The organism is Saccharibacillus sacchari, from assembly GCF_037722395.1.
In the GTDB taxonomy this organism is placed as follows: Bacteria; Bacillota; Bacilli; order Paenibacillales; family Paenibacillaceae; genus Saccharibacillus; species Saccharibacillus sacchari_A.
Genome location: NZ_JBBKAR010000056.1, coordinates 463,073 through 489,137 on the forward strand (window position 1 = coordinate 463,073; position 26,065 = coordinate 489,137).

Here is a 26,065-nt window from a genome sequence, read left to right on the forward strand (position 1 = left end):
CATTTTCCGGCAGGAGATGGGCAAAACCGCATCGAATTCTTTAGGAACCCGGTCCGCCAAGCGGTCCGGAACCCTGAAGAGGGATGCGGTTTTTGGCTGTAAAAGCAACTTTCGAGCTTCAAAAGCGTCATAACCCGATAGGGGTATTTTGCGAAAACGACGAACAATCCGAAAATAACGAACCACTCGATGATTTCCATTCACGATATCCATTAATGAAACTTAACGATGAACAAAACGATAAATGCGAAAATATCACGTAAACGACAGAGAGGAGCGGGCGAAGATGGCTGAGGAACGGAAAACAGTCAGCGTGGAAATTTACGGAACGTCCTACAAAATTTTCGGAAGCAGCCAGGAGTATGTCAAACGGGTAGCCCGTCTGGTCGACGAGCGTATGACAACGATCGCGACCGGGCATCCGAGATTGGACACGGTGCGGATTGCGGTGCTGGCCGCGGTCAATATGGCGGAAACGAATGTCATGAACCAGGATCTGCAAGGACGTTTGGACGAAGCTTCGGCAAAATCGGAAGTGATTCAGGCGGAATTGGAAAAGCTTCGCGAGCAGCGCGAAACGGATAGGCTGGTCGCGGAAGAGCTTCGCGCGGAAAATGTCCGATTGACGGAAGCGGAGGACGAATTAGCGGCACGCAACGCAGAAATCGAAAAAGCCAACGCGGAACTCGAACGGTTGAACGAACAGAAAAAGCAATTGGAAAGCAAACTGGCCGAAGCGGAAAAATCCGGCGGCGAGAATCGCGAAGCGCTCAAAAGCGTTAACGAGAAGCTGCTGGCCGAACGCCAAACAAATGAAGGTCTGTCCGGCGAATTGAAAAACGTCCGTTCGGAGTTGGGACGCGGACAAACGGCGTTGGCCGAAAGCCGCAAACGCGTATCCGAACTGGAAACCCAGGGAGAAGAACTGCTTCAACGCTTGTCTGCCGGCGAATCGCGGCATGAAGAGCTGGAACTGGAGCTGGGCTTGCTGCGGGAAGAAGAAGCAACGCTGCAAACCGTGCGCGGCAAGCTCGAAGCCGACGTGCAAAAGCTTGAACAGGCGCAAGCGCAGGCCACCGAGCGGAACGAGAAGCTCGAAACCGTACTGGAAGGGCTTCGGTCGAGCGGACAAGAGCTGCAAACTCAGCTTGAACAAGCGCAAACCCGCGCTTTGGAACTCGACGAATCGCTGCGGGAATCCGCCGGTCTTCGCACAAAACTGGAAGCTCGCGTGAACGAGCTGGAAGAAAGCGAAAGCATCTGGAGCGAGGAACATGCCCGGTTGGAATCGGAATTAAACGAAACCCGAACCCGCGAGCATGAACTTTCCGAACGTTACGAAGACGCTCGCGCCAAGCTTCAGCAACTGCGCGAGCGCGAAGCGGAAGAAGAAGCGCGCCGCAGCGAACTGGAAGCCGGACTTGCCGAATTGCAGGAAACGGAGCGCGATTTGAGGGAAGAACAAGAGCGTTTGCGTCTGGAGATCGGGCAGCAGCGCCAAGCGCACGAGCAATTGGAGCTTCGCACGAACGAGCTGGCCGAAACGGAAGCCGCGTTGGCGGAAGAAAACGCCGGCCTGACGTCGAAACTGCTTGCGTGGGAAGAACAGGAACGCGGCTGGAACGACGAGAAAAGCACGTTCGAGTCTCTGCTCGAAGAAGCGGAAAATTCCCGCGCGGAACTCAAAGACCGTCTGGCCGGGCGCGAAGAAGAAGCGAGCCGTCTCGGCGGCGAATTGCGCACGCTGGGCGAGGCGAATACCCGCCTTGCCGCCGAATTGGAAGAAGCTTCCGGAGACAAAGCGCGTCTGGAGACCGAACTGGAAGCCGTTGTGGCGGAAAAAGAGCGGATTCAAAACGAATTGGACGTTGTGGGCGCGGACAAAGCGCGTCTGGAAGCGGAGCTGCATGCGGCCAACGAACAGGCGGCAGGTTTGGAGCAGGCACTTCAAAGCGTGACGGACGAGAAAGCGTTGCTCGAACGGCAAGCGGAAGCGCTCAATGGCGACAAGCTGGGTCTGGAAAGCCGGATCGAAGCGTTGTCAGCCGAAAAAGACGAGCTGGAAAGCGAGTGGATGTCGCTGAGCGAAGTCAAAGACGGCTTGGCGGCCGAATTGGACGCCGCCCATGCGGAGCGCGTACGTCTGGAAAGCCGCTCCAGCGAACTGTCGACCGAAAAATCCGGCCTGGAACACCGGTTGTCGGAGCTGCGCGAGCAGTTGGCCGGAGCCGAGGAAACAGGCTCGGCGCTTCGTCTTCGGTTGGACGAATACGGTCAGGCCGAACAGGAGTGGGCGTCGCGGACAGCGGAGCAGGAACGCGAAGCATCCGAACGCGATGCGCAGATCGCGGAACTGGAAAGCAAGCTTGTGCAAGCGCAGGATCGCGGCTCCGAGCTTGAAGCGGAGCGTGCGCGCCTGGAAGCGCGCGTAGGCGAGCTGGTCGGGAGCGAGGAGTATCTGACCGGCGAAGCGGTCCGCCTGGAAGAAGAGCTGAACGAGCTGATCGGGCGCGAACGCGCGCTGGACAGCGAGCTGCGGCAGCAGCGCCAGGCGGCGGGCGAGCTTGCCGCCCGGATCGGCGAGTTGGAAAGCGAGCGGAACGCGCTGGACGAACAGCTGCATAGCGAGCGGGAAACGTCCGTACGCCTTGCGGAAGCGCAAGACGAGCTGGAGCTGCGTTTGTCGGCGCTGGGCGAAAGCGCCGACGCGTTGGCGGCCGACAAGCGGACGCTGGAAGCCGAACTGGCGGCGTCCCGCGCGGAAGCGGGCGCGTTGATCGAGGCTCAAGCCGCGTTGGAGCGGCGTCTGGAAGAATCCGCGGGATTCGCCGAAGCGCTGCGCGGCGAGAAGCAGGCGTTGGAAGCGGAATTGGCTGCGCGGAGCAAAGAGTTGAGCGCGACGCGCGGCTCGCTGGAAGAACGTATTCGCGAGCTGACCGGCAGCGAAGAGTATTTGACCGGCGAGACCCTTCGTCTGGAAGAAGCCAAATCCCGTCTGGAAGCCGAGCTGTCCGAAGCGCGGCAAGGTCTTGAAGCGCTGGAAAAATCCCAAGCCCAAGACGCTTCGGAACTTGCGCTGCTGCAAGAGCAGATCGACGTTTCCGCGGCCGAGCGCGAATCGCTTGCCGTTCGTTTGAGCGAAGCGGAACATCGCGAGCGCGAACTGGCTGACGTTCGGGACCGCGTGCGGCAGGAACTGGAACAGCTTCGCGGCGAACGCGATTCCGCCGTATGGCGAAACGGCGAACTGACGGCGGAAACCGAGCAGCTTCGCGGAAGCTTGGACGAGACGCAGCGACGCTTGTCCGAACTGTCCGGCCAACTGGACGACTATGCGCGACGCGAAATCGATTGGAACGGGGAGCGCGAACGCCAAGAGCTTTTGATCGGCGATCTGGAAGATCAGACCCATCATCTGCGCGGCCAAAAAGAAGAATTGGAGAACGGCCTTGAAGCGTTGACGGCCGGCGAAGAAGAGCGTGCCCGCGAATACGCGCGGCTTGAAAACGAATTGGCGGCATCCCGCGAGCGCGAAGCAGCGGCCGAACTCAAAGAAAACGATCTTGGCGAACAGTTAGAAAACCTGCGCCGCTCGGCTGCCCAGTGGAGCGAACAGGCTTCCGGTCTGGAAGCGCGGATCGCCGGATTGGAAACCGAACTGCAAGCGGAGCGTGAAGCGGTGCAGCGTGCTTCTCAAGCGCTGGAAGAAGCCGGACGCGAAGCACAAAGCCTTGCGGACGCCGAAGCGCAGTGGCAGGAAGAACGCGAAAAGCTGTCCGCGCGCATGGCGGAATTCGGCGGACGCGAAGCGTCGTGGCGGATCGAGACAGCGCGTCAACGCCGCGAGCTGGAAGAATTCGGCGAGCGGGAACGCGCATTGACCAAACACAAAAACGCCGCGGAGCGCAAGCTTGAAGAGGCGGCCGCACGCGAAGCGCAAAAAGGCGACGAGAACAGCCTTCTTCGCAGTGAGCTGTTGTCGGCGCAGCAGTCCGGTCGGGAACTTGAAGGACAAGCCCGCCGTCTGCAAAGCGAGTTGGATCAGCTCCGGGAACGCCGCGTTGCGTGGGAAGAAGAGAAGTCGAATCTTCACGAACGGCTGTCCGCGGCCGAAAGCGGCACGTCCGGCCAAGATGAGCAGCGGGAAAAGCTGCAAATCGAATTGGAGCAGGTGACGGAGCAGTACGAAGTCCTTTCTCATCAGCTTCGCATTCTGCATGTCGAACGGGAACTGGACAAAGAAAAGCGCGAAGCCGCCGAGCTTCAATTCGCGCAGCTTCAAGAAGAGCACGCCGAGCTTCGCAAAGAATACAACGAATGGATGGAAATGCTGGAGCAGGAGCAGCACTAGGGTGAATCATGGGTAATGTCGATATTCTGAACAGGCAGATTCTGAATGCCTACTGGATCGTGGCGGCGATGGTACTTGCGGTTGAAATCATGTATTTTTTGACCGGATACGGAAATGCCGAGCGTTACGATATCGCTTCGCTGCTCCGTCGCAGTTTGCTGGTGTTCGTCATCGCGGGGCTGGGCGAACTGCTGTACAAAGCGTTCAGGCGTCACGGCAGACAGATCGTGATCGGTGTCAGCTTGACCTTGGCTTACGTGAATTATTTGAACTTGAGCGTATATATGGAAAACGCGCCCGGCATTCTGTTGATCTTTCCTATGTTCGTTCCGTTGATTTATTTTGATCGCAAGTTGTTGGATCTGTTTGGCGTATTGAACATCGCGTTGTACACGGTATTTTATTTCGCGGTCGAGCGCTATTTTTACGATCGGGGTTTCGAAGGGTTTTTACTGATGATATCCATGCTGGTCGCTTCTTTGCTGCTGAGCCGCACGGTTCTGGTCCGGGCGATCGAGATCGGTCGGCAGGTGGAACATCTGACGCAATCCCAGCAGGACCTGATCGTCGATAAAGCCGTGTCGCAGCGAATGCTCAAAACCGATGCGTTGACCCAACTCTACAATCATGTGACGTTCTACGAGTATTTGGAAGACCTGGTCGACCAAAGCGAACGTAACGGATTGCAGATCCAGGTTGCGGTATTCGATATCGACAATTTCAAAAAAATCAACGATTCCTACGGTCATTTGATCGGTGATTTGGTATTGAAAGAAGTCTCGATCCGTATCGGCATGAATATTTCTCCGAATGATTTTGCCGCCCGGTACGGAGGCGAAGAATTTGCCGTTATTTTTACCGAAAAAAGTATCGAGGAATCGGCGGCCTTTACGGAGCGAATCCGTGCTGCCGTCGAAAGCGCCAACTATTCGTATATGGGCAATCATCCGGTAACGGTAAGCGTGGGGTTGTGCACGTATGAGCCGGAGGATACGGCGGAAAAGATGTTCAGCAAAGCCGACGCCGCGCTGTACCGCGCCAAGCGCTCCGGCAAAAATCGGGTCGAGCTGTACGCAGCGGGCCAAGACGTGGCGGTGCAGCGGCGTTAGAACAGCTATGCAACACGCGTCTACGACCGGCAGGCCCTCCCCAAAATCCGGCGATGCCGAATAAGGGAGGGTTTTGTTTTGCCGAACGCCGGATTCGAAGTCGTGGTTTCGACGGACGGAATCCGCTATAATCAAGGGACGGAGTGCAGGTTTAGGCTCCAGAACGAATAAGGAGTTGTCACGTTCTTGAACGATAAAATATTCGAAATTTTACAATATGAACGCATTTCGAGCGCACTGGCCGATCAGGCCCAGACGTCGCTTGGCAAAGAAGCGGCGCGTGCATTGAAGCCGGATACCGACTTGCCGTCGGTACAGAAGCTGCTTCAAGCCACGCATGAAGCGTTTCATGTCGACCGGTTGAAAGGAGCGCCGCCATTCGGCGGAATCGTCGATATTCGTCCGGCCGTGCAGCGCGCACGGATCGGCGGCATGTTGAACCCGCACGAGCTGCTCGGCATCGCCACGACGCTGTACGGTTCGCGCCGTCTGCGCCGTTTTATCCAGACCGTGCATGAGGAGCATCCGGTTGAGCTGCTTGACGGGCTTGCCGAGCTGATCTCGGAGCAAAAGGACCTGGAGCGTTTTATTAACTCATGTATCGGCGAATCCGCCGAAGTGATGGATTCTGCCAGCCCGACGCTTGCCAATATTCGGCGCGAGCTGCGCGGCGGGGAATCCCGTATCCGCGAAAAGCTGGAGTCGATGATCCGTTCTTCCAGCGTCGCCAAAATGCTTCAGGATCAGTTGATCACGATCCGCGGCGACCGTTTTGTTATTCCGGTAAAGTCTGAGTATCGCTCGCACTTCGGCGGTATCGTGCATGACCAATCCAGCTCGGGCGCCACGATGTTTATCGAGCCGGAAGCCATCGTGGCGATGAACAACAAACTGCGCGAGACCAAGCTGCGCGAGATTCAAGAAGTGGAGATCATCCTGCAAAAGCTTACGGCTGCCGTCGGCGAGCAAGCGGATCTGCTGGCGTACGACGTGGACGTGTTGTCGCAGCTGGACTTCATTTTTGCAAAAGGCCGTCTGGCTCACCGGATGAAAGCCACCGAGCCGACCATGAACGATCGCGGCTATTTGCGTATTCGCAAAGGCCGTCACCCGCTAATCGACGCAAAGGCTGTTGTTCCGCTCGATGTCGAGCTGGGCGGAGACTTTTCCAGCATCATCGTTACCGGTCCGAATACGGGCGGTAAAACGGTCACGCTGAAAACGATCGGCCTGCTCAATATGATGGCGATGTCCGGACTGTTCGTGCCAGCCGACGAAGGATGCGAGCTATGCGTTTTCGACGCGATCTACGCCGATATCGGCGACGAGCAGAGCATCGAGCAAAGTCTCAGTACGTTCTCCAGCCATATGACCAACATTATCCGCATTCTGAAAGAGATGACGCCGAAAAGTCTGGTGCTGCTGGACGAAGTTGGCGCGGGTACGGACCCGGCGGAAGGTTCGGCGCTGGCGATCGCGATTCTGGAATATATTCACCAGTTCGACTGCCGCATGGTCGCGACTACCCACTACAGCGAACTGAAAGCCTACGCTTACGAGCGCGACGGTGTTATCAACGCAAGTATGGAATTCGACGTGGCAACGCTCAGCCCGACATACCGATTGCTGGTCGGCGTGCCGGGACGAAGCAACGCGTTTGCGATTGCGGAGCGTCTGGGACTGCCGGGTAAAATCTTGAGCTTTGCCCGCGGCGAAGTCAAAGAGGAAGACCTGCGCGTCGAGAACATGATCAGCGCGCTGGAAGAAAATCGGATCGGAGCGGAAGCCGAGCGCGAAGAAGCCGAGCGTTTGCGCCGCGAGATGGAAGAACTGCGTACCCGGCACGAGCGCGAGCTGGAAAAGCAGGAAGCGCAGCGTGAAGCCAGACTCGAAAAAGCCGAAAACGAAGCCCGCGACATCATCGCCAAAGCGCGCAAGGAAGCCGACGAAGTGGTATCCGAGCTGCGCCGTCTGGCGATGGAAGAAGGCGCTTCGGTCAAAGAGCATAAGCTGATCGCGGCTCGCAGGCAGTTGGACGAAGCAGAACCGGCGGCTCGTGCGAAAAAGGTTAAAAAGCCGGCTGGAGCGAAAGCTGCGCAAAAAATCGGAGCAGGTGACGAAGTCATTTTATCGAATCTGGGGCAACGCGGGCATGTCATCGAGTTGGACGGCAAAGACGCGCTGGTACAGGTTGGCATCATGAAAATGAAGGTGTCGCTCGACTCGCTTGAGCGCGTGCAAACGGCTCCCGTTACCGCGCCGAAGCAGAAGCCGGTTACCGCCGTCAAACGCACCAAGGATGATAGCACGCGTTCCGAATTGGATCTGCGCGGTACGAATTTGGAAGAGGCCTTGATCGAAACGGATCGCTTCCTGGATGAGGCGTTCTTATCGAATATGGGACAAGTCTATCTGATTCATGGTAAAGGAACGGGCATTTTGCGTACGGGTATCCAAGAGCATTTGCGTCGCCATAAGCTCGTCAAGGCCTATCGGCTGGGTAACTACGGCGAGGGCGGCAACGGCGTAACCGTGGCTGAACTCAACTAACGGAAGGAGCGAGGTCTCGAACCCAATGAACACCTTTATCGATCCGTTGTTGGAGACTCCGATCGGAGCAGCCATCGCTTATTTTTCCGTAGCTGTTCTGGAACTGGTCGTCTTCTTGTCCATTTTCGAATGGGTTACCCGTTATAAATGCTGGGACGAGATCCGCAAAGGCAATCTGGCCGTCGCGATGGCGACTGGCGGCAAGGTCTTCGGGATTTGCAATATTTTGCGCTTTTGCATTGAGTCGGGTTCGACGATTTACGAAAGTATGTTATGGTCGTTGATCGGCTTCGTGCTGCTGCTTTTGGCTTACTTCCTGTTTGAATTCGTGACGCCGTTTTTCAAGGTGGATGAGGAGATCGGGAACGATAACCGGGCGGTGGGGTTGATTTCAATGATTTTGTCAGTGTCGCTGTCCTACGTTATTGGGGTTTCGGTCCTTTGATCGGACTTCCTGCCGTTGTGGCGCACTGGAGACGCTGCGGGAGAAAGTTCGTTTCGGTCGCGTGTTGCAGTCGGGAAGCAGGATTATATTTAAGTGGAGGCTTCCCGACTGCAAAGGCGAACGCTTCGCTCCTACACTGAACTTTCTCCCTCCGCTACTGTGGCGCAAATCGGTAGGAACCTCTCAAAAGCTCAACCCCTGCTTCCGCCGGAAGCGGGGGTTTTTGGGTAGGGGAAAGAAGTGAAAAATCCGCTTGAAGCGGTTTTTCAGGTGTGGGCGGTATGCTTGAAATGGGTGAGAACGGTGGCGGCGGTGTGGTTTTTCGGGTAAGATGGGGTACAACAAAGCAAGACAAAGCTGACTCGAAGAGTCACTCAGAGTGTCGAGAAATTTTAAAGTAACTAGAAGTCAAAAGATGGAGAGAGAAATTCAGTGCAGGAATGAAATGTTCGCCTTTGAAATTGAGAAAATTCCGCTAAAAATTCAATCCTTTTCTCAATTTCAACACGCGACCTAAAGCATTTCGAAGAAATGCACTTCGGAAGCCTATGCTTACAATTTCTCTCGGAATCTTTTCGCTTCCCGCTCACAAGAAACTTTCACGATAAACTGACTGACTCTAAGAGTCACTTACCAAGCGAAATCATCTGGAGGCATGCGTAGTGAAAGAAACGAACAAGCTGAAGCTGGATATTCTCGAATTGTTGGAGGAAGACGCGCGGCGGACGCACGGGCTGCTGGCGACGATGCTTAATGTATCGGAAGATGAAGTTCGCGAAGCGGTCGCGGAGCTGGAGCAGGATCATGTGATCGTGAAGTATGCGACGGTCGTGAACGAGAGCAAGGTCAACGACGAGAAGGTAACGGCGCTGATCGAAGTGCAGATCACGCCGGAGCGCGGACGCGGCTTTGAAGGGATAGCGGAGCGCATTTATTTGTACCCGCAAGTGAAGGCCGTATTCTTGATGTCGGGCGCTTACGATCTGCTCGTCGAAGTGGAAGGCCTCAGCCTGAAAGAAGTCGCAAGCTTCGTTTCGGACAAACTGTCGCCGATCGAATCGATCTTATCGACCAAAACGCATTTCATTCTCAAAAAATACAAGCAAAACGGGATCATTTTCGAAGAACACGAAGAAGATCGCCGTCTGCTGATCTCGCCGTAAAGGATGCGAAACGATGATTACTAACCGGGAATTGAACGTAAACGGAACCCAGCAGCCTTCGGACTCCGAACATGGCTCGATGGAACGCTATTTGTCGCCGCTCGTACGCGATATCAAGCCTTCGGGCATCCGCAAGTTTTTCGATCTGGTGAGCGCGAGCAAAGATATCATCACGCTCGGCGTAGGCGAACCGGACTTCGTTACGCCTTGGCATGTGCGCGAAGCGTGCGTGTATTCATTGGAGCGCGGTTATACCCGTTACACGTCGAACGCCGGCATGCCGGAACTTCGCGAAGCGATCTCGTCTTATCTGGACACTTCTTTCGGAACGTCTTATGATCCGGAAAAAGAGGTTCTGGTCACGGTAGGCGGCAGCGAAGCGATCGACCTCGCGCTGCGTGCTTTGATTCGTCCGGGCGACGAGGTTCTTGTACCCGAGCCTTGCTATATCTCGTATTCGCCGATCACCTCGATCGGAGGCGGGATTCCGGTCGGCATCGAGACGTTTGCGAAAGACGGATTCAAACTGACAGCCGAAGCGCTGGAAGCCAGCATCACGCCGAAATCCAAAGTATTGATTCTGTGTTATCCGAGCAATCCGACAGGCGCGACGATGACGGCCGAAGATTGGCTGCCGATCGCGAAAGTCGTGGAAAAGCATGATCTGATCGTCATTTCCGACGAGATCTATGCCGAACTGAGCTACGGAGCGGTCAAACATGCCAGCTTCGCTGCTGCGCCGGGCATGAAGGATCGCACGATTCTCGTCAGCGGCTTTTCCAAAGCGTTCGCGATGACCGGCTGGCGGATGGGTTATGCTTGCGGCCATCCGGAACTGATCTCGGCTATGCTGAAAATTCACCAGTATACCGTGATGTGCGCGCCCGTTATGGGTCAGGTTGCCGCATTGGAAGCTTTGACTAACGGTTTGGGCGAAAAGAACAAAATGGTTGAGTCCTATAACCGCCGTCGCCGTCTGGTCGTGCAAGGACTGAGAGACGCGGGACTGGAATGCCATGAACCGGAAGGCGCGTTTTACGCGTTTCCGAGCATTCAGTCTACAGGATTGACCTCGGAAAACTTCGCACAGCGTCTGTTGGTCGAAAATAAAGTTGCGGCTGTACCGGGCAGCGTATTCGGGCTTGGCGGCGAAGGTTTCTTGCGCTGTTCCTATGCAACGTCGGTGGCTCAACTGAACGAAGCGCTGGACCGAATCGGCCAATTTGTGTATAAAGTAAAGCGTGAAGGTGCATAAAGTCATTTTTTGGCTAAAGAACCGTAAAAATGCGTAAAATCCCCTTATTGGATAAGTTGCTTTTGTTGGAATCCTTCTATATAATGGGGGATCGAAACAGGTGATTTTTTCAAGGGGGAATTTTTTTGTCTGCCGCTTCGTTCCAAAAGTTAAGGCATGGACAAGGCGATGCACCGTCGCGTGTACAGCGCAATGCTCAGGCTTTCGGCGCTATGGCGGAACGCGAACTTTTCCTACAGGAGGAGATTCGGGTTTTGCGCGCCCAGATGGAAGAAACGTTCGGACGTGAACAGTCGTTCACCGCTGCGACCGTTGTCGAAATCAGCAGCCGGCTGGATCTGAAGATCAACGAATATATGTTACTCGTACGTTAACTTAACCGGTTAGCGTATTATCCCACTCCGCACACCAGCCCAAATCCATTTGCATACCGGCCAAAAAGGAAGAGACTTCGCGCAGAAGCTCTTCCTTTTTTTGTTCAAGCGGAACTGCCAAAGTGCCAAAAATGCTTGTAGGCCGTCAGGTATGATATATTGGTTAAGACACACTTTTTATGGCGTGTATGTGCGTGAGTCTTAAAGGGAATCGTCCAAGGAGGAATATGAGTGAAGCGGAAAAAGACGGGGATCTGGCTGCTGCTGATCGTGACGATCATGCTGCTGGCCGGGTGTGGTAAAGAAGACGGCGTGTTGATTTTTATGTCGGACAAAGCATCGTCGAGCCGTGAAGGCATTGACGTGATTCAGGAAAAGCTGACAGCCGAAGCACCGGATCTAAAAGCGGAATTTAATTATTCGCCGCTGTTCGATCTGCAAAAGGTACTGGTCGAGTATGCGGCGGGTGGCAACTCAATCGTGATTCTACCGAAGGAAACGGTTGAAACTTACGGTAAAGACGGGGCGCATATCGTGCTCGATGACTATTTTGACCAAGCGGATTACCCGGACGGCGTGTTCGAAAGCGGCGTGCTGAAAGACGGGGAACAAGACGCGGTTCAAGAAAAGCATCTTTTCGGGATTCCGGTCAAAGACATGAAAATGTTCCAGGATGCCGGCTACACGCCCGATGACATGCTGGCTTGCGTTCTGGTCAATGCACCGGACAAGGACGCGGCAGTCAAAGTATTGCAGAAGCTGACAGAAGGTTAATCGCTTTTGACAAGTTACTAGAAAGGAGGACGCGGACATGCGCATTTATACGAAAACCGGAGATCTCGGTCAAACGTCGGTCATCGGAGGCAGGGTACGGAAAGACGATGCCCAAGTGGAAGCTTACGGCACGATCGACGAGTTAAACAGCTTTGTCGGACAGGCCGCGTCGCTTCTTCAGGATGACCGATTCAAGGATCTGCGCGAACAACTGGCCGTCGTCGGCCAGGAATTGTTCGATTGCGGCTCGGATCTGGCTTATACGCCGGCAAAGCAGCAAGCGTACAAAACCCATGCGGCGATGACCGAACGATTGGAACTGTGGATCGACCGGTTGGAAGCGAATAATCCGCCGCTGGAACGCTTCATTTTACCGGGAGGCAGTCCGCCTGCGGCGGCGTTACACGTTTGTCGGACGGTATGCAGGCGCGCGGAACGTCGGGTCGTGGCCTTGAGCGATACGGCCGAAGTGAATCCGGAAGTGCTGAAGTATCTCAATCGGTTGTCCGATTACTTTTTCAGTGCCGCACGCGCAGCCAATCTGAAACTTAGAGTAGACGACGTCGAATACGTGCGCGGTGCCCGTGTTTTTTCCGACGATAAAAATGAACAAGAGCCGGGTGAATAAAGATCGAACCGTATGATTTTCCAAAAGAAAAAGGGATCGAACCTCCGCATGGTTATTACGATCCTATTGTGTATATCGTAACGTCGCGCGAACAGGGCTGGACGCTCAAGACGTTGATGAGCAGCCGCCTCGGCGTATCGCGCAAGCTGACCTCGCGGCTGAAAATGACCGAACGAGGCATTACGCTTAACGGCGAGCGGGTCTATATCAGCGTGCATGTGCAGGAAGGCGACGTGGTCGAACTTCGGATGGAGCGCGAAGAATCGGACGATATTTTGCCGGAAAAGATGCCGCTGGATATTTTGTACGAAGATCGCGATCTGCTGATTATTAACAAAGCGGCAGGCGTAATCGTACATCCGACGCATGGGCATTACACGGGTACGCTGGCGAACGGAGTGGTGCAGCATTGGCGCGACCGCGGCGAGCAGGTACGTTTTCGCCCCGTGCACCGATTGGATCGCGAAACGTCGGGCGTGCTGGCTATCGCCAAAAATCCGTACGTGCACCAGCATATTTCCGAGCAGATGATCGCGGGAACGGTAGATAAAATGTACCGGGCGTTCGTGCATGGTTGTCCGCAGCCGCAAAGCGGCCGCATCGAAGGGCCGATCGACCGCGATCCCAAAAATCCGCATGTGCGGATCGTCACCGAGTCGGGCTATCCTGCCGCTACCCGTTACCAGACACTAGAGCAGTATCCGGCGTATCGTGCTTCTCTCGTTCAATTGGAGTTGGAGAGCGGACGCACGCATCAAATCCGGGTGCATATGACGCATATCGGCTGTCCGCTGATCGGCGACGATATGTATAAATATGCGCCTGACGCTGCGCTTACGCCGGACGAGCGACAGGGTTCGGAGCGGCTGGACAGTCTTCTCGGACGGCAGGCTCTGCATGCTTTTCGCCTGGCCTTCGTTCATCCCGGCACGCATGAGCGAATGACGTTCGAAGCGCCTTTCCCGCCTGATCTGAGCACGCTCAAGCAACAATTGCAAAACGATGAATCAAAGAAAGAGATGTGATTGACACCGATGACTCAACTAAAAGTGTACCATTACGCCAAATGCAGCACCTGCCGCAATGCGATCAAATGGCTGAAAAACGAAGGACACGAGCTGGAATTAATCCCAATCAACGAGCAGCCTCCGGCCAAAGACGAAGTGCTGGACCTGATCGCGAAAAGCGGACTTGAATCCAAAAAGTTTTTCAATGTTAGCGGAGAAGTCTACAAAACGTTGGGACTCAAGGATAAGCTGGCCGACCTGAACGAAGAAGAACGTGCGGAACTGCTGGCTTCGAACGGCATGCTGATCAAGCGACCGGTCGTGACGGATGGCAATAAGGTTACGATCGGATTCAAACCCGAACAGTATGAACAAAGCTGGAGCAAAGGGGAAACCGATCAATGAGCGAACATAATGGGATCGAAGGGCTTCCGGAAAACGTGTTGGCGCGCAAACCGACATTGATGCTGGTTGACGGCATGGCGCTGCTGTTCCGTGCCTATTACGCGACAGCGCTCAAAGGCTATATCCGTCGTACGACCACAGGCGTGCCGACCAACGGCATTTACGGCTTTGTACGCTATATGTGGGACGCCGTGCAGCAATTCGACCCGACGCATATCGCGTGCTGCTGGGATATGGGCGGACGCACCTTCCGTACCGAGCAGTTCGAATCTTACAAAGGCAACCGTTCCGCCGCTCCCGACGATCTGATTCCGCAGTTCGATCTGGTCAAAGAAGTCGTCGAAGCGATGGATATTCCCAACATCGGCGTGCCTGGCTATGAAGCGGACGACTGCATCGGCACCATTGCCAAACGCTGCGCCCGCGAGCAAAACATGGACGTGCAGATCCTGTCCGGCGACAACGACCTGCTGCAACTGACCGACGAGCGGATCAAGGTCATCATCATGAAAAAAGGCTACGGCAATTACCAAGTCTACACGCCGGAGTTTCTGATGGAGGAAAAAGGATTGAAGCCTTCGCAGATCATCGATATGAAGGGCCTGATGGGCGACGCCAGCGACAACTATCCGGGCGTTAAAGGCATCGGCGAAAAGACCGCGATCAAACTTGTGCAGGAATTTGACGACATTGACGGTATTCTCGCCAATCTCGATAAGCTGACCAACTCTGTTCGCACGAAGATCGAAAACGACCTCGATATGCTGCATATGTCCCGCAAACTCGCCGAAATCCACTGCGAGGTGCCGGTCGAGTGTCCGATCGATCCGTGCGAGTTCAAGCTGGACGACGCGAAGGTGGCGGCGAAATTCGAGGAACTTGAAATGAGTAGTTTAACGAAGATGCTGGGCGCTGACGTGTTCGGTTGACCGATTTGCTTTGGGTGCTTGGGAGACGCTGCGGGTGGGAGGGGACTCGATCGCCGCTAAAATCCGATTCCCCTCTATTTAATAAGACATGCTGGGGGAAGGGAATCGGATTTTAGATGCGAGCGCTCCGCTTCTTCGTCTCCCTCCCACCCTCCGCTCCTGCGCACGCACGCGATCAGCCGAACAAGCGTCCAGCCTCTTCCTTATGGGGGAAGAGGGGAAGGGCAAAGCGAATGCCCATAGGTCAATAGGCATCGCTCCACAAGATTTACCCACAGATTCCCAAAAAGCGCAGCGCCTGTTCGTTGATTCGAGCTTTTACGTCTGTAAATCCCTAAATCCTTCAGTCTCTAAGTCTTCGCTTAGCAGCAAAGCTGCCTAAGCCAAAAACCGGGCGGAAGCGGGCGACAAGAAATCCCTTGTCGCCCGCTTCCGCCTTTTACCTACCCTAACAGCAAAAAAATACTCGCTTTTTTTGCGTATTAGGGGAAAAGCATTTCCGCTTTAGGTTGCGGAAATGCGCGCAGGAGCGGAGGGGGAAAGGAGCCGGAGGAAGCCGAAACTTTCCGAAGGAAAGTCTCTTCGTAAGCATATGCCACGTTCGCCTTTAAAATCCGGTTTCTTACCACCAGCCATGTCTTACTCCAATCGAAAGAAACTGGATTTTAACAGCGATCCGCAGGCCCTTTCCCCCGCAGCGTCTCCCAGCGCGAATTTCCTGCCACCGAGAAGCAGGAAGTCGCCCCCTCCATCGCCAATTAAAGAGAGTAGGCAACCAAAATCAAAGAAGAGTCAAGGGAGAAGATTCGTGATGAAAAGCAGGAAATGGGGAACGATGCTGTTGGCGGGGGTGCTCGCGGTATCGGGAATGTTCGGTGTGATAGGGGATCGGAAGGCCGAAGCGGCGGCGTCGATTACGACGGCGGTGCGCAAAGTATCGGTATCGGGGCGTACGTATACGGTACAGACCGTGACGATTCCGAAAGGCACAAAAGCCGCGTTGGGCCTGGCTCAGGGGCAAGTCGGCCAGACGCAAAGCTTCGCTTCGATCGTCAAAAACAGCAATGCGACAGCGGCGATCAACGGAGCCTTTTTCAACTCGTACGGAGGTCCTGCCGATCCTTACGGGACGCTGATCTCGAAAGGGCAGATCGTGCATACCGGCTATTATGGAACGAGTATCGGATTCAAAAAAGACGGAACGGCGTTGATGGATTCGCTCCGCGCGAACATTCGGGGCACGGTCAGCAGCAAACCGGACAAAGTTGGCAAAAGCAAAACGCTCGGCTGGTACGCGACTTTCGTGAACCGGACGCCGGAAACCGGGCAAAACGTCGTTTTGATGTATAACGCCGCGCGCGGCAGCAATGTCGGGTTCAGCGGCGGGATCGCGGTGACGATACGCAACGGCAAAGTCGTCAAAAAAGGCGCAAACACCAACACAACCATTCCCTCCGACGGCTATGTACTCGTTTATCATGGGTCTGAGAAAGATAACGCTGCACGTTTCGAAGTGGGTTCGACGGTTGAGATGGAGATCACGTACACAGATGCAGCGGGTAAAACCATTGCTTGGGACGATGTCGTAACGGCTGTCGGAGCAGGCCCGCGTCTAGTTAAAGACAGTAAAGTATCGCTCGACGCGAAAGGAGAAGGCTTCAACGATCCGAAGATTCTGACCGCTTCCGGCGCACGCAGCGGAATCGCGATCATGCCGGACGGCTCGGTGATACTGGCGACGATCAGCGGAGCGACGATGAGCCAGTGGGCGCAGGTCATGCAGAAGCTCGGCGCGAAGCAGGCGATGAATCTGGATGGCGGCGCATCGTCGGCGTTGTACGCCAACGGACGGACGCTAACCAACGCAGGCCGCCAATTGAGCAATACGTTGGTGTTCGGACAATGGGTAGCCATGCAATAAGATCCGTGCCATAATAAATCTCAGGATAAAGGAGGCGAACGGAATGAAAGACGTACGGATAGCCGCAGTGAACGTCGGATTGCCTGAGGCAGTGCCGAACGGGAAAAAAGAAGTCGAGACCGGTATTTTTAAATATCCCGTAGACGGAGCCGTATACTTGGGCAAGCTGGGCTTTGAAGGCGACGGACAAGCGGACTTGAAAAATCACGGCGGCGTAGATAAAGCGGCATGCGTCTATTCGACGGATCGCTTTCCTTTTTGGGAAAATGGCGTATTGCCTAAGCTGGGACCGGGCGCGTTTGGAGAAAACCTGTCGATCGAAGGCGGAGCCGAAGAAGATTTCTGTATTGGCGATACGTTCGCGATCGGCGAAGCGGTGGTACAGTTGAGCCAGCCGCGACAGCCGTGCTTTAAACTGTCGGTTCGTTATGGCGTTCCCGAGCTACCTGCCCAAGTGCAAGACACAGGCTACAGCGGCTTTTACTTCCGGGTGTTAAAAGAAGGCGTGATTCAGGCAGGCGATCAGGTACAGCTATTGGAGCGTCACCCGGCAGGCATGACCGTCATGCGCGCCAATGAAATCAAGTACAAGCTGAAAGACGATGCCGAAGCGATTCGCAGTCTGCTGGCAATCGACGAGCTGGCGGATGGCTGGCGCGGCTCCTTGGTCAAAAGGTTGGCTACATTGGAAGCGGAAGCCTAAGCAACTTAGCTTGACGAACCTTCCATATCAAGGGTATGATGAACACAACAGCATACAAGCGCGGAGGAAGCACCTCTCTTACATGTCCATGTAGGAGGGGTGTTTTTTGCGTTTCGGCTGAAATTTTTACGATAAGGTGAGGGATAGGGATGACGATCGTATTTTTGAACCGAATGGAAATCGAACGGGAGCATGAAGTAGGCGGCGCGCAGGTATGGATCGAAGAAGAAGGCGGGCTGTGGACCTGTGGCTGGAGCGAACAAGACAACGGCAGCCGGAACACGCAGGAGCGCGAAGCCTGGTACGAAGGCGATATGTGGAACGAGATGCTTGCCGTATACCGGCATAAGCTTGCGGCCAAGTTGGCGGAAGGGTACCGTCCGATCATTCGTGACACGTTTCAGGAATTTCTCGAATCCGGCCAACGCGGGCGTTATACGCAGAAACTGATCTGCTACAGCGAATTGCGCGCCGATGAAGAGTTGTATGCGCGATTGGCCGCTTGGCGCCGCGTGAGAGCGACCGAAGAACATCGCGCGCCTTATCTGATTGCTACCAACCGCGCGCTGCGCTTGATCGGAACCTTTTTGCCGCAGACGCTTGAAGAACTTCGGGAACTTCCGGGAATCGGCGAAAGCACGGTGACCCGTTACGGCGAAGCGATCCTTGAACATACCCGTCCGATCGAACGCAAGCATTCATTCCCGCTGGATTGGGTGGAACATCGTCTGGACGAAGAAGAATTCGAAGCCTGGACATACAAAAGCAAAGAACGCAAATTCAAACGCGAAGCGGAGCGGGTACGCGCCAACCGTCTGTTGCTTGAATCGACGATTCCCGGGAGCGCCTGCATTTCGTTGACCCAGATCAGCCAGGACAGCGGATTGGAGCGGCGGGAACTGATCGAAATGATGGAGTCTCTGGAAAAGAACGGCTATTCGCTCGAAGCGATTATCGAACACGAGATTCAGTTGGTTCCGCAAGAACAGCAATCGGCAATCAAGCAGGCGTACATCGAACTGGGCGATACGTTTCTCAAGCCCGTTTTGAAAAAAGTATACGGCGAAGAACCGCCAAGCGAACCGGGACAAGATATTTTGTACGAACAACTTCGGTTGCTGCGGATACGTTACCGTCGGGAAGCGGAGCGGACGGCGGCTGCGGCCGAACTGGCAGACATTGTGGCCAACGGTAGCGAGGCCGATGCGTCGGCGCCGCAAATCGTGATCGCGCCTACTGCGGCAAACCGTTCCAAATCCCAGCGCGCGACCGGGTCGGACTGAACGCGCAGCCGATACGCAGCGATCCGCATAACACCCAAAAAGACCGTTTCCGACTCCCGGCAAAGGAAGTTCGAAACGGTCTTTTTACGTACTTTTATGGGATGACTGACGAGTTACAGCCAGCCTTTTTTGCGGAACAACAGATACATCGTCAGGCCCAGTACAACCATCAGGCCGAGTACCATCGGATAGCCATAGGTCCAGTGCAGCTCCGGCATATGATCAAAGTTCATTCCGTAAATGCCCGTTACCACGGTGAGCGGCATGAAGATCGTCGTAATCACGGTAAAGACTTTCATGATCTCGTTCGCGCGGTTGGAGATACTGGACTGATAAGCTTCTCGAAGGTTGCCCATCAGGTCGCGGTACGTATCGAAAGCTTCGGAGACTTTGACTGTATTTTCGTAAATGTCGCTGAAATATTTTTGCAGTTCGTCGTCGATCAGGCGCAGGTCTTTCTTATTCAGGATATTGATGACCTCGCGCTGCGGCACCAGTACCTTTTTGAGCCACAGGATTTCCGCGCGCAGACCGATGATATCGTTCAGATGCGTACGTTTGGTATTCATCAGAATGTCTTCTTCGAGCTGTTCGATCTGGTCTTCGATCCGGTCGCCGACCGCGAAGAAATTGTCGACGACGCGGTCGATCAGCAGATACATGAAGCGGTCGGGCGTATTGACTTCCTCTTCCCACATGATCGGCTTGACCGTACGCAGTTCGTGAATCTTCTGCCGGGTAACGGTAATAACGAAATGCCGTCCCAGAAAAATGTTGAGCGCACGCATAAAGATTTCTTCGTTGTCGAAGCGGATGCTGTTGACGACGGTGAAATAGTGATTTTCATAAATTTCGATCTTCGGCCGCTGTTCTTCCTCGCCGAGCATATCTTCGACAGCCAGATCATGCATGCCGAATGTGACTTGCAGCAACGTAATATCGTCAAGGTCGGCATCGATCCAGTAAAAGCCTTCTTCGGGTGCATTTAAAGTTTCAGCCAGGTTCTCATTTTCAATAAGCGTAAAAACGCCGTTTTTTACATGCCGGATTTTCATGCCGTTCACTCCTTCGAAATGGGACATCGGTCGTCCAAAAATAGTCTCGAATTTGCGGGAGAACGCAGGAAAAAACAGGCCGGCGCGAAGAAGCGTGCGTCGTCCCGACACGGCTGAAGCAATCAGTCGCCAGGAAAGGCCGCTGTCAGCGAATGTCCAGAATTGGAGGCACTGCGCCGATTGGCCGTTTTTTCTGCTGTTGCACTAGAGTCTGCGTTCTCTTACGCTTGGGCCTCGGGTCGCCGTCCATCTGAAATTCACCTCTTGCTTTCCATATTGTTTTCATAAAACCCTCGTTAAGTATACCTTGCGCCCTGAGGGCTTTCAAGGCTTTGTTTGTGAAGGTTTCTGCTTACACTATCGGCTTCAAGAACGTTAAAATGTAGAAAAAGATCGAGAGCGGAAAGGAAGCGAACAGTATGGCGACCCAGGCAGCGAAGATTATCCGTGAAACCTTGGTACTACAAGGATTTGAACATAAGGGGAAGTGGCCCAGATGGTATTTGCAGCGCCAGATCGACGGCTTTGTGGAAAAGGTGGAATTACTCACGGAAGCGACTCAAAAAGACGGGCATCGTTCAAGGCGAATGAATATCAACTTTGCCGTGCGCCGTCCTCGTTCGGAAGTGGATCTGTGGATGAATCGGCCTTATGAAGAATGGTTTGATTATGATTGTGAAGAGACATTGCGGGCAGAGCTGCATCGTTGCATGTCCAGAATTGAGAGCGAAGTTTTGCCCTGGATGAACAGGATACGGGAAGGTCAGCAGTAAGTCTTTTACAGTTACGAGATTGTCATTGGATTTTTCGATAAGACAATTGTATTATGAGTTTGTAAACGACAACTGTCTTATGAAGGAGGCAACAATGGACAAGCCCAATCTGGTGGACTCGGAGCTTAAGGTGATGGCGGTGCTTTGGGAATGGGGAGAGTCGCCCGCGCGGCAGGTTGCCGGTGAGTTGGAAGAGCGCTACGGATGGAATGTCAACACGACGTATACGCTGATTAAGCGCTGTATCAAAAAAGGGGCGATCGAGCGCTCGGAGCCAAACTTTATGTGCCGGGCACTTGTCTCGCAGGAGGAAGCGCAGCGGCAAGGGACACGCGATCTGGTCGACAAGATTTTTGACGGATCGGTAAATAAGCTTTTTGCATCGCTGCTCGGTAAAAAAGAACTGTCCAACGACCAGATCGATCGACTGAAAAAGATGGTCGACGATATGGATAAGTGAGGAATCCGACATGAGCATGCTGCAAATGGATTTGGCTGCCGCCGTTATGATCATCATGGTGGCCGCTGTACGAAAAACAGGCATTCATCGGCTTCCCGCGCAGACCTTCGCTTGGTTATGGGCATTGGTCTGGGTTCGGCTGATGCTGCCCGTTCCGTTATTTTCATTGCCTGTGTCTTCAGAACTGGAGCAGCGCATGAGTCATTGGGAAGGCGCATGGGATACAGGAAACCAAGGCTCGTCCGCAGTGGCAGGAAAAAGTATGCAGGCCGTTGCGGAGGTGCAGAACGTTTCGCCGGGCGCACATGTGGCTTGGCGGGAAGGATTGGAGGTGTTGGCGGAGCTTTGGCCGACGCTGCGAATGCTGGTTTCCGCTCTGCTGGTGCTGCTCGCTGTCGCCGTTTACATTCGTTGGTATGTTCGTTTCGCTCCGGCCAAGTCCGTTTCGAACGAGCATACGGAGAAATGGACCGAGCGTCGCTCTTTGTGGCGGAAAGTGCGTATCGTTCAAAGCGGCTATGCCGAATCTCCGTTGACGTATGGCATTTTCCGTCCGGTAATCGTGCTTCCCCTGCACACGGATTGGACGGATCACGAACGGGTGGATTATGTTTTGGCACACGAGTACATGCACGTCCGCAGGCTGGATGCTGGGGTCAAAATGCTTTTACTGCTGGCGTTATGCGTGCATTGGTACAATCCTTTGGTCTGGCTGATGTATGTGTTGGCGAATCGGGATTTGGAGCTTTGCTGTGATCGCGCCGTCGTTCGCAGTCAGGATTACGCATGTAAAGCCGGTTATGCGCGAACGCTGATTCATATGGAAGAACGCAAAGCATCGAGGCTGTCGCCGCTGAATCATTTCAATCAATCTCCTACTGAAGAAAGGATCAAACATATTATGAAATTGAAAAAAAGCACATTCAAAAGCATTCTCGCTGCATGCGCAGCAGTCGGAATCGTAAGCACGGCGTTCGCCGTTTCTTCGGTCTCTGCCCAAATCACCGATCCGGTATCTGTACGCAGCGAACCCCGGCAACAAGCGTATCAGATTGGACAAAGCTGGACGGTAGATGGCGAATGGTCGTTCAAAGTGGATGCTGTCAAGGAAGTTGCAGTCAAAAACTCGGCTGAAGCCAAGGCGGAAGGATACGCGGGACACTATGTGGCGATCAATTACAGCTACACCAATCTCGGCTTCGACGACAGTGCAAACTTTGAAGACGGCATAAATACGGGACTGGCCTTCTCCAAAGCAAACTTCTCCGTTAGCGACGCGCTCAACGCAAATAACTGGGCGAGCGGTAACCCGGGCCCGTTCCACTACGCAGGAATGGACAGCATCCGTAGTGTAAAACCCGGACAGTCGGTAAAAGGAGCCGCTTGGGCATACATTTTCGGAAATAGTCCTAAAACCATTCAACTGAGCGTAGGCCATTACGATTCGGCGTTGAAACTCCATGAAGCGAACTTTGTATTGCCCGTCGAAAAAAAATAACAAAGCCCGTCAGCTATACCGAAAAGCCCGAATGTGTGAGCATACGGGCTTTTTGTGTATACGCCAGTATCTTTATTCACGAATATGTGCAAAAAAATGCTTAATTCCTGTATAAGCTGCTTCTTGCCTGAATACCGATTTCGTGTATAATTGATCTAAAGTTCTTCCGGCGCAAGCTGGAACCCGACAATTGAATACTTCCTCCGGCGTTCGCACGCCGGTCGAAAAGTGGAATCTTATCAAGAGCAGGTGGAGGGACTAGCCCGATGAAACCCGGCAACCGGCGACCCTGTCGTACGGTGCTAATTCTTGCAGTTACCATGCGATCCATGACGAGATACGAGTCATACAGTGTCTATCGTCATGGAAGAACCATGCGATCCAAGACGAGATACGAGTCATACAGTATCTATCGTCATGGAAGAACCATGCGATCCAAGACGAGATACGAGTCGTTAAGAGTTATTCGCATGGGCGTCATTAAGGTTGTCATAGTGCGATCCGAGGCAAGCGACTAGCGAGCCGACAGCATTTATCGTCACGACGACGTAACGCCCATATCCGAATGTACCTCCAAACGCTCAACCCTCCCGTACTCTGGAAACCATGCGAATTAAGGTGAGGCACAAGCCGTTCAACGCCGGTCGTATGGGTCAACGTTCAAAGCTTTATCCCTGTGAAATCCCAGGCAAGCGTCATAGCGCGCCTACGGGATCGATCTTCACAGAAACGTTGAGCCGTAACCGACTTGTTGTTAACGTTTTGTTTAAGCCAACATCCTTAGTCGTTCTTCGCATTCACGGTAACTGACAGATGAGAGAGGCGCTAGCTTTCTATAGACCTTTCTCGGCTTGCCCGGAAAAGGTCTTTTTTGTACCCATTTGTACATTCGAAAGGTGCTTCGGCTGCCGAATGCCTGATAGATCAACGCTACATTCAAGTCAAAAAAAACAAAAAGGAGTGAATGCGAGATGCCGATTAAAGTGCCTGACAATCTGCCGGCTATGGAAGTACTGTTGAAGGAGAATATCTTCGTCATGGACGAGAGCCGAGCATATAGCCAGGATATCCGTCCGCTGCGCATTGCGATTTTGAACTTGATGCCGACCAAAGAAACAACCGAAACGCAGTTGCTGCGTTTGATCGGCAACACCCCGCTGCAAGTCGACGTCGTTTTGCTTTACCCAAGCTCGCATACATCCAAAAACACGTCGGAAGAATACCTCAATACGTTTTACAAAACCTTCGACGAAATCAAGCATAAGCGTTTTGACGGCATGATCATTACCGGCGCGCCGGTCGAGCAGCTTGAATTCGAAGAAGTCAGCTACTGGGACGAGATTCGCGAGATTTTCGAGTGGACCAAAAAGAACGTCACGTCGACCATGCACATCTGTTGGGCCTCGCAGGCAGGACTGTACCATCATTTCGGCGTGAGCAAAATTCCTTTGGCTGAAAAATGCTTCGGGGTATTCCCGCATACGATGAACAAAACCAATGTCCAACTGCTGCGCGGATTCGACGAATCCTTCTATGTTCCGCACTCCCGCCATACCGACGTGCAGCGCGAAGACATTCTGCGCAGCGAGGAATTGGAGATCCTGGCCGAATCCGAAGAAGCCGGCGTCTACCTCGTCGCAACCAAAGACGGCAAACAAATCTTCGCCACCGGCCATTCCGAATACGATCCGTTCTCGCTCAAATGGGAATACGACCGCGATATCGCCAAAGGCCTGGACGTTGCCGTTCCGAAAAATTATTTCCCGGGTGATGACCCAACCAAAAAGCCATTGTCTTCATGGAGAGCCCACGCCAATCTTTTGTTCTCCAACTGGCTGAACTACTACGTCTACCAAGAAACGCCTTTCGACCAGGTCGACCAATCCAAAGAAGCCGAATTCAGCGACTACGGCGCAGGCATCTAAAAAGATATTTTAACTCTTTTTACCTACATCCCATCCCGCCGAAGTCCGTCTGTCGAAAAGTTTCTAGCGTAAGCGAAGCGCCAGGCGGAGGGAGAAATTCGGTGAAAGACGCCTTTGAACTCGGAAAACTTCCTTATTTAAATCCAATCCAGTTTTCAGAGTGAGACAGCGCCTTGAACGAATTTCTCCCGCAGCCTCCAGCGAAGCAATACGAATAGGAACTTGCCGGCAGCCCAACCCAGGCGCTCACCCACCCTTTAGGAGGAATGAACATGAAGGACGAAAGACAGCTCAAAATCGAAAGCGCATTGGCTCAGATCGGTTCCCTCGAAGACCCACAGACAGGCGGAGTGACTTTCCCGATCTATCATTCCACCGCTTATCGTCACCCGGGACTGGGCCGCAGCACAGGCTTTGACTATACACGCACGAAGAATCCGACCCGCGCCGTGCTGGAAGAAGCGTCGGCGAAGCTTGAATCGGGTGACGCCGGCTTTGCATGTAGCTCCGGCATGGCTGCACTGCAAACGATCTTCGCTCTGTTCAGCCAAGGTGACCACCTGATTGTGTCGCTCGATCTGTACGGCGGAACGTATCGTTTGCTTGAACGCATTCTGTCCAGATTCGGCATCACGGCGTCTTACGTCGATACCAATGATCTCGAAGGCATCGAGAAGCTGCGCACGCCCAACACCAAAGCCGTGTTCATCGAGACGCCGACCAACCCGCTCATGATGGTAACCGATATTAAAGCCGTAGCCGACTGGGCCAAGCCGCATGGCATTTTGACGATTGTCGACAACACGCTGCTCACGCCGTTTTTCCAACGTCCGATCGAACTTGGCGCCGATATCGTCGTGCACAGCGCAACCAAATATCTGGGCGGCCATAACGACGTTCTGGCAGGCTTGATCGTGACCAAAGGCCAAGAATTGTCCGAAGAAATGTTTTTCCTGCATAACTCGATCGGCGCGGTACTTAGCCCGACCGATTCTTACCAATTAATGCGCGGAATGAAGACGCTGGCATTGCGGATGGAACGCCACGAAAGCAACTCGCTTGCGATGGCCCGTTTCCTGCAAACCCATCCTCAGATCGAAAATGTCTATCACCCGGGACTGCCGGAACATCCGGGGCATGAGATCCAAAATCGCCAGTCAAGCGGAAATACGGGCATCTTCTCGTTCAAAGTCAAAGACGCGCGCTGGATCGAGCCGATTCTGAGCCATATCCAAGTCGTCGCGTTCGCGGAAAGTCTGGGCGGCGTGGAGTCGCTGATGACCTATCCGTCGATCCAAACGCATGCCGATATTCCGCAGGATATCCGCGATGCGATCGGCGTGGACGACAAGCTGCTGCGCTTCTCGGTCGGCATCGAGCATATCGACGATCTGATTGCCGATATCGACGGAGCGTTGCAAGCGGCATTGCGCGAGACGGAAGGAGCGAAAGCCTGA

Annotated in this window: 21 protein-coding genes and 1 riboswitch; of the genes, 20 read left to right on the forward strand and 1 reads right to left on the reverse strand. The window is 53.9% G+C overall.

What is annotated here, in order from left to right; genetic code table 11:
- The first annotated feature begins 286 nt into the window (after positions 1–286).
- The 15 genes from zapA to WKI47_RS23440 all read left to right on the forward strand — a co-directional run bounded on the left by zapA (position 287) and on the right by WKI47_RS23440 (position 18,897).
- A complete protein-coding gene (zapA, locus tag WKI47_RS23370; RefSeq protein WP_340229580.1) occupies positions 287–4,351 on the forward strand; it encodes a cell division protein ZapA in 4,065 nt (1,354 codons plus the stop codon).
- 8 nt (positions 4,352–4,359) lie between these two features.
- Positions 4,360–5,460, forward strand: coding sequence for a GGDEF domain-containing protein (locus tag WKI47_RS23375; protein WP_340229581.1), 1,101 nt, complete (start codon positions 4,360–4,362; stop codon positions 5,458–5,460).
- 186 nt (positions 5,461–5,646) lie between these two features.
- A complete protein-coding gene (locus WKI47_RS23380) occupies positions 5,647–8,010 on the forward strand; it encodes an endonuclease MutS2 (RefSeq protein ID WP_340229582.1) in 2,364 nt (787 codons plus the stop codon).
- Positions 8,011–8,035: 25 nt separating this feature from the next.
- Positions 8,036–8,455, forward strand: coding sequence for a DUF350 domain-containing protein (locus WKI47_RS23385; RefSeq protein ID WP_340229583.1), 420 nt, complete (start codon positions 8,036–8,038; stop codon positions 8,453–8,455).
- Positions 8,456–9,117: 662 nt separating this feature from the next.
- Complete coding sequence (locus WKI47_RS23390) at positions 9,118–9,618, forward strand: Lrp/AsnC family transcriptional regulator (RefSeq protein ID WP_340229584.1); 501 nt, start codon at positions 9,118–9,120, stop codon at positions 9,616–9,618.
- 79 nt (positions 9,619–9,697) lie between these two features.
- A complete protein-coding gene (locus WKI47_RS23395) occupies positions 9,698–10,873 on the forward strand; it encodes an aminotransferase class I/II-fold pyridoxal phosphate-dependent enzyme (protein WP_340229721.1) in 1,176 nt (391 codons plus the stop codon).
- A gap of 125 nt (positions 10,874–10,998) precedes the next feature.
- Positions 10,999–11,247 carry an aspartyl-phosphate phosphatase Spo0E family protein gene (locus WKI47_RS23400; protein ID WP_340229585.1) on the forward strand — a complete coding sequence of 83 codons (249 nt, stop codon included), beginning with the start codon at positions 10,999–11,001 and terminating at the stop codon, positions 11,245–11,247.
- Between the two features lie 231 nt (positions 11,248–11,478).
- Entirely contained in the window at positions 11,479–12,021 is a 543-nt protein-coding gene (locus WKI47_RS23405; protein ID WP_340229586.1) for a hypothetical protein, read from the forward strand.
- 37 nt (positions 12,022–12,058) lie between these two features.
- Positions 12,059–12,649 carry a cob(I)yrinic acid a,c-diamide adenosyltransferase gene (locus WKI47_RS23410; protein WP_340229587.1) on the forward strand — a complete coding sequence of 197 codons (591 nt, stop codon included), beginning with the start codon at positions 12,059–12,061 and terminating at the stop codon, positions 12,647–12,649.
- A gap of 65 nt (positions 12,650–12,714) precedes the next feature.
- A complete protein-coding gene (locus tag WKI47_RS23415; RefSeq protein WP_340229722.1) occupies positions 12,715–13,674 on the forward strand; it encodes an RluA family pseudouridine synthase in 960 nt (319 codons plus the stop codon).
- Positions 13,675–13,683: 9 nt separating this feature from the next.
- Entirely contained in the window at positions 13,684–14,061 is a 378-nt protein-coding gene (locus tag WKI47_RS23420; RefSeq protein WP_340229588.1) for an arsenate reductase family protein, read from the forward strand.
- The gene (locus tag WKI47_RS23425; RefSeq protein WP_340229589.1) at positions 14,058–14,990 is read left to right on the forward strand and encodes a 5'-3' exonuclease; all 933 of its coding nucleotides are present in this window, start codon (positions 14,058–14,060) and stop codon (positions 14,988–14,990) included. The genes WKI47_RS23420 and WKI47_RS23425 overlap by 4 nt, the downstream gene beginning before the upstream one ends.
- An 811-nt stretch (positions 14,991–15,801) precedes the next feature.
- Positions 15,802–16,911 (forward strand): phosphodiester glycosidase family protein, encoded by a 1,110-nt coding sequence (locus tag WKI47_RS23430; RefSeq protein WP_340229590.1) that lies wholly within the window; start codon positions 15,802–15,804, stop codon positions 16,909–16,911.
- Positions 16,912–16,954: 43 nt separating this feature from the next.
- Positions 16,955–17,614 (forward strand): MOSC domain-containing protein, encoded by a 660-nt coding sequence (locus WKI47_RS23435; RefSeq protein WP_340229591.1) that lies wholly within the window; start codon positions 16,955–16,957, stop codon positions 17,612–17,614.
- Between the two features lie 149 nt (positions 17,615–17,763).
- Positions 17,764–18,897 (forward strand): HRDC domain-containing protein, encoded by a 1,134-nt coding sequence (locus WKI47_RS23440; protein WP_340229592.1) that lies wholly within the window; start codon positions 17,764–17,766, stop codon positions 18,895–18,897.
- 113 nt (positions 18,898–19,010) lie between these two features.
- Here WKI47_RS23440 and corA read toward each other — a convergent pair whose 3' ends face one another.
- Complete coding sequence (corA, locus tag WKI47_RS23445) at positions 19,011–19,952, reverse strand: magnesium/cobalt transporter CorA (RefSeq protein WP_340229593.1); 942 nt, start codon at positions 19,950–19,952, stop codon at positions 19,011–19,013.
- A 419-nt stretch (positions 19,953–20,371) separates the two neighbouring features.
- Here corA and WKI47_RS23450 point away from each other — a divergent pair, with 419 nt between their 5' ends.
- The 5 genes from WKI47_RS23450 to WKI47_RS23470 all read left to right on the forward strand — a co-directional run bounded on the left by WKI47_RS23450 (position 20,372) and on the right by WKI47_RS23470 (position 26,065).
- Positions 20,372–20,725: a hypothetical protein gene (locus WKI47_RS23450; RefSeq protein ID WP_340229594.1), complete on the forward strand. Its 354-nt coding sequence runs from the start codon at positions 20,372–20,374 to the stop codon at positions 20,723–20,725.
- Positions 20,726–20,819: 94 nt separating this feature from the next.
- Positions 20,820–21,185 carry a BlaI/MecI/CopY family transcriptional regulator gene (locus WKI47_RS23455; RefSeq protein WP_340229595.1) on the forward strand — a complete coding sequence of 122 codons (366 nt, stop codon included), beginning with the start codon at positions 20,820–20,822 and terminating at the stop codon, positions 21,183–21,185.
- Between the two features lie 10 nt (positions 21,186–21,195).
- A complete protein-coding gene (locus tag WKI47_RS23460; protein WP_340229596.1) occupies positions 21,196–22,683 on the forward strand; it encodes a M56 family metallopeptidase in 1,488 nt (495 codons plus the stop codon).
- A gap of 233 nt (positions 22,684–22,916) precedes the next feature.
- Positions 22,917–23,027: riboswitch (SAM riboswitch) on the forward strand.
- 627 nt (positions 23,028–23,654) lie between these two features.
- Positions 23,655–24,608, forward strand: coding sequence for a homoserine O-acetyltransferase MetA (gene metA, locus WKI47_RS23465; protein ID WP_340229597.1), 954 nt, complete (start codon positions 23,655–23,657; stop codon positions 24,606–24,608).
- A 272-nt stretch (positions 24,609–24,880) separates the two neighbouring features.
- A complete protein-coding gene (locus WKI47_RS23470) occupies positions 24,881–26,065 on the forward strand; it encodes an aminotransferase class I/II-fold pyridoxal phosphate-dependent enzyme (RefSeq protein ID WP_340229598.1) in 1,185 nt (394 codons plus the stop codon).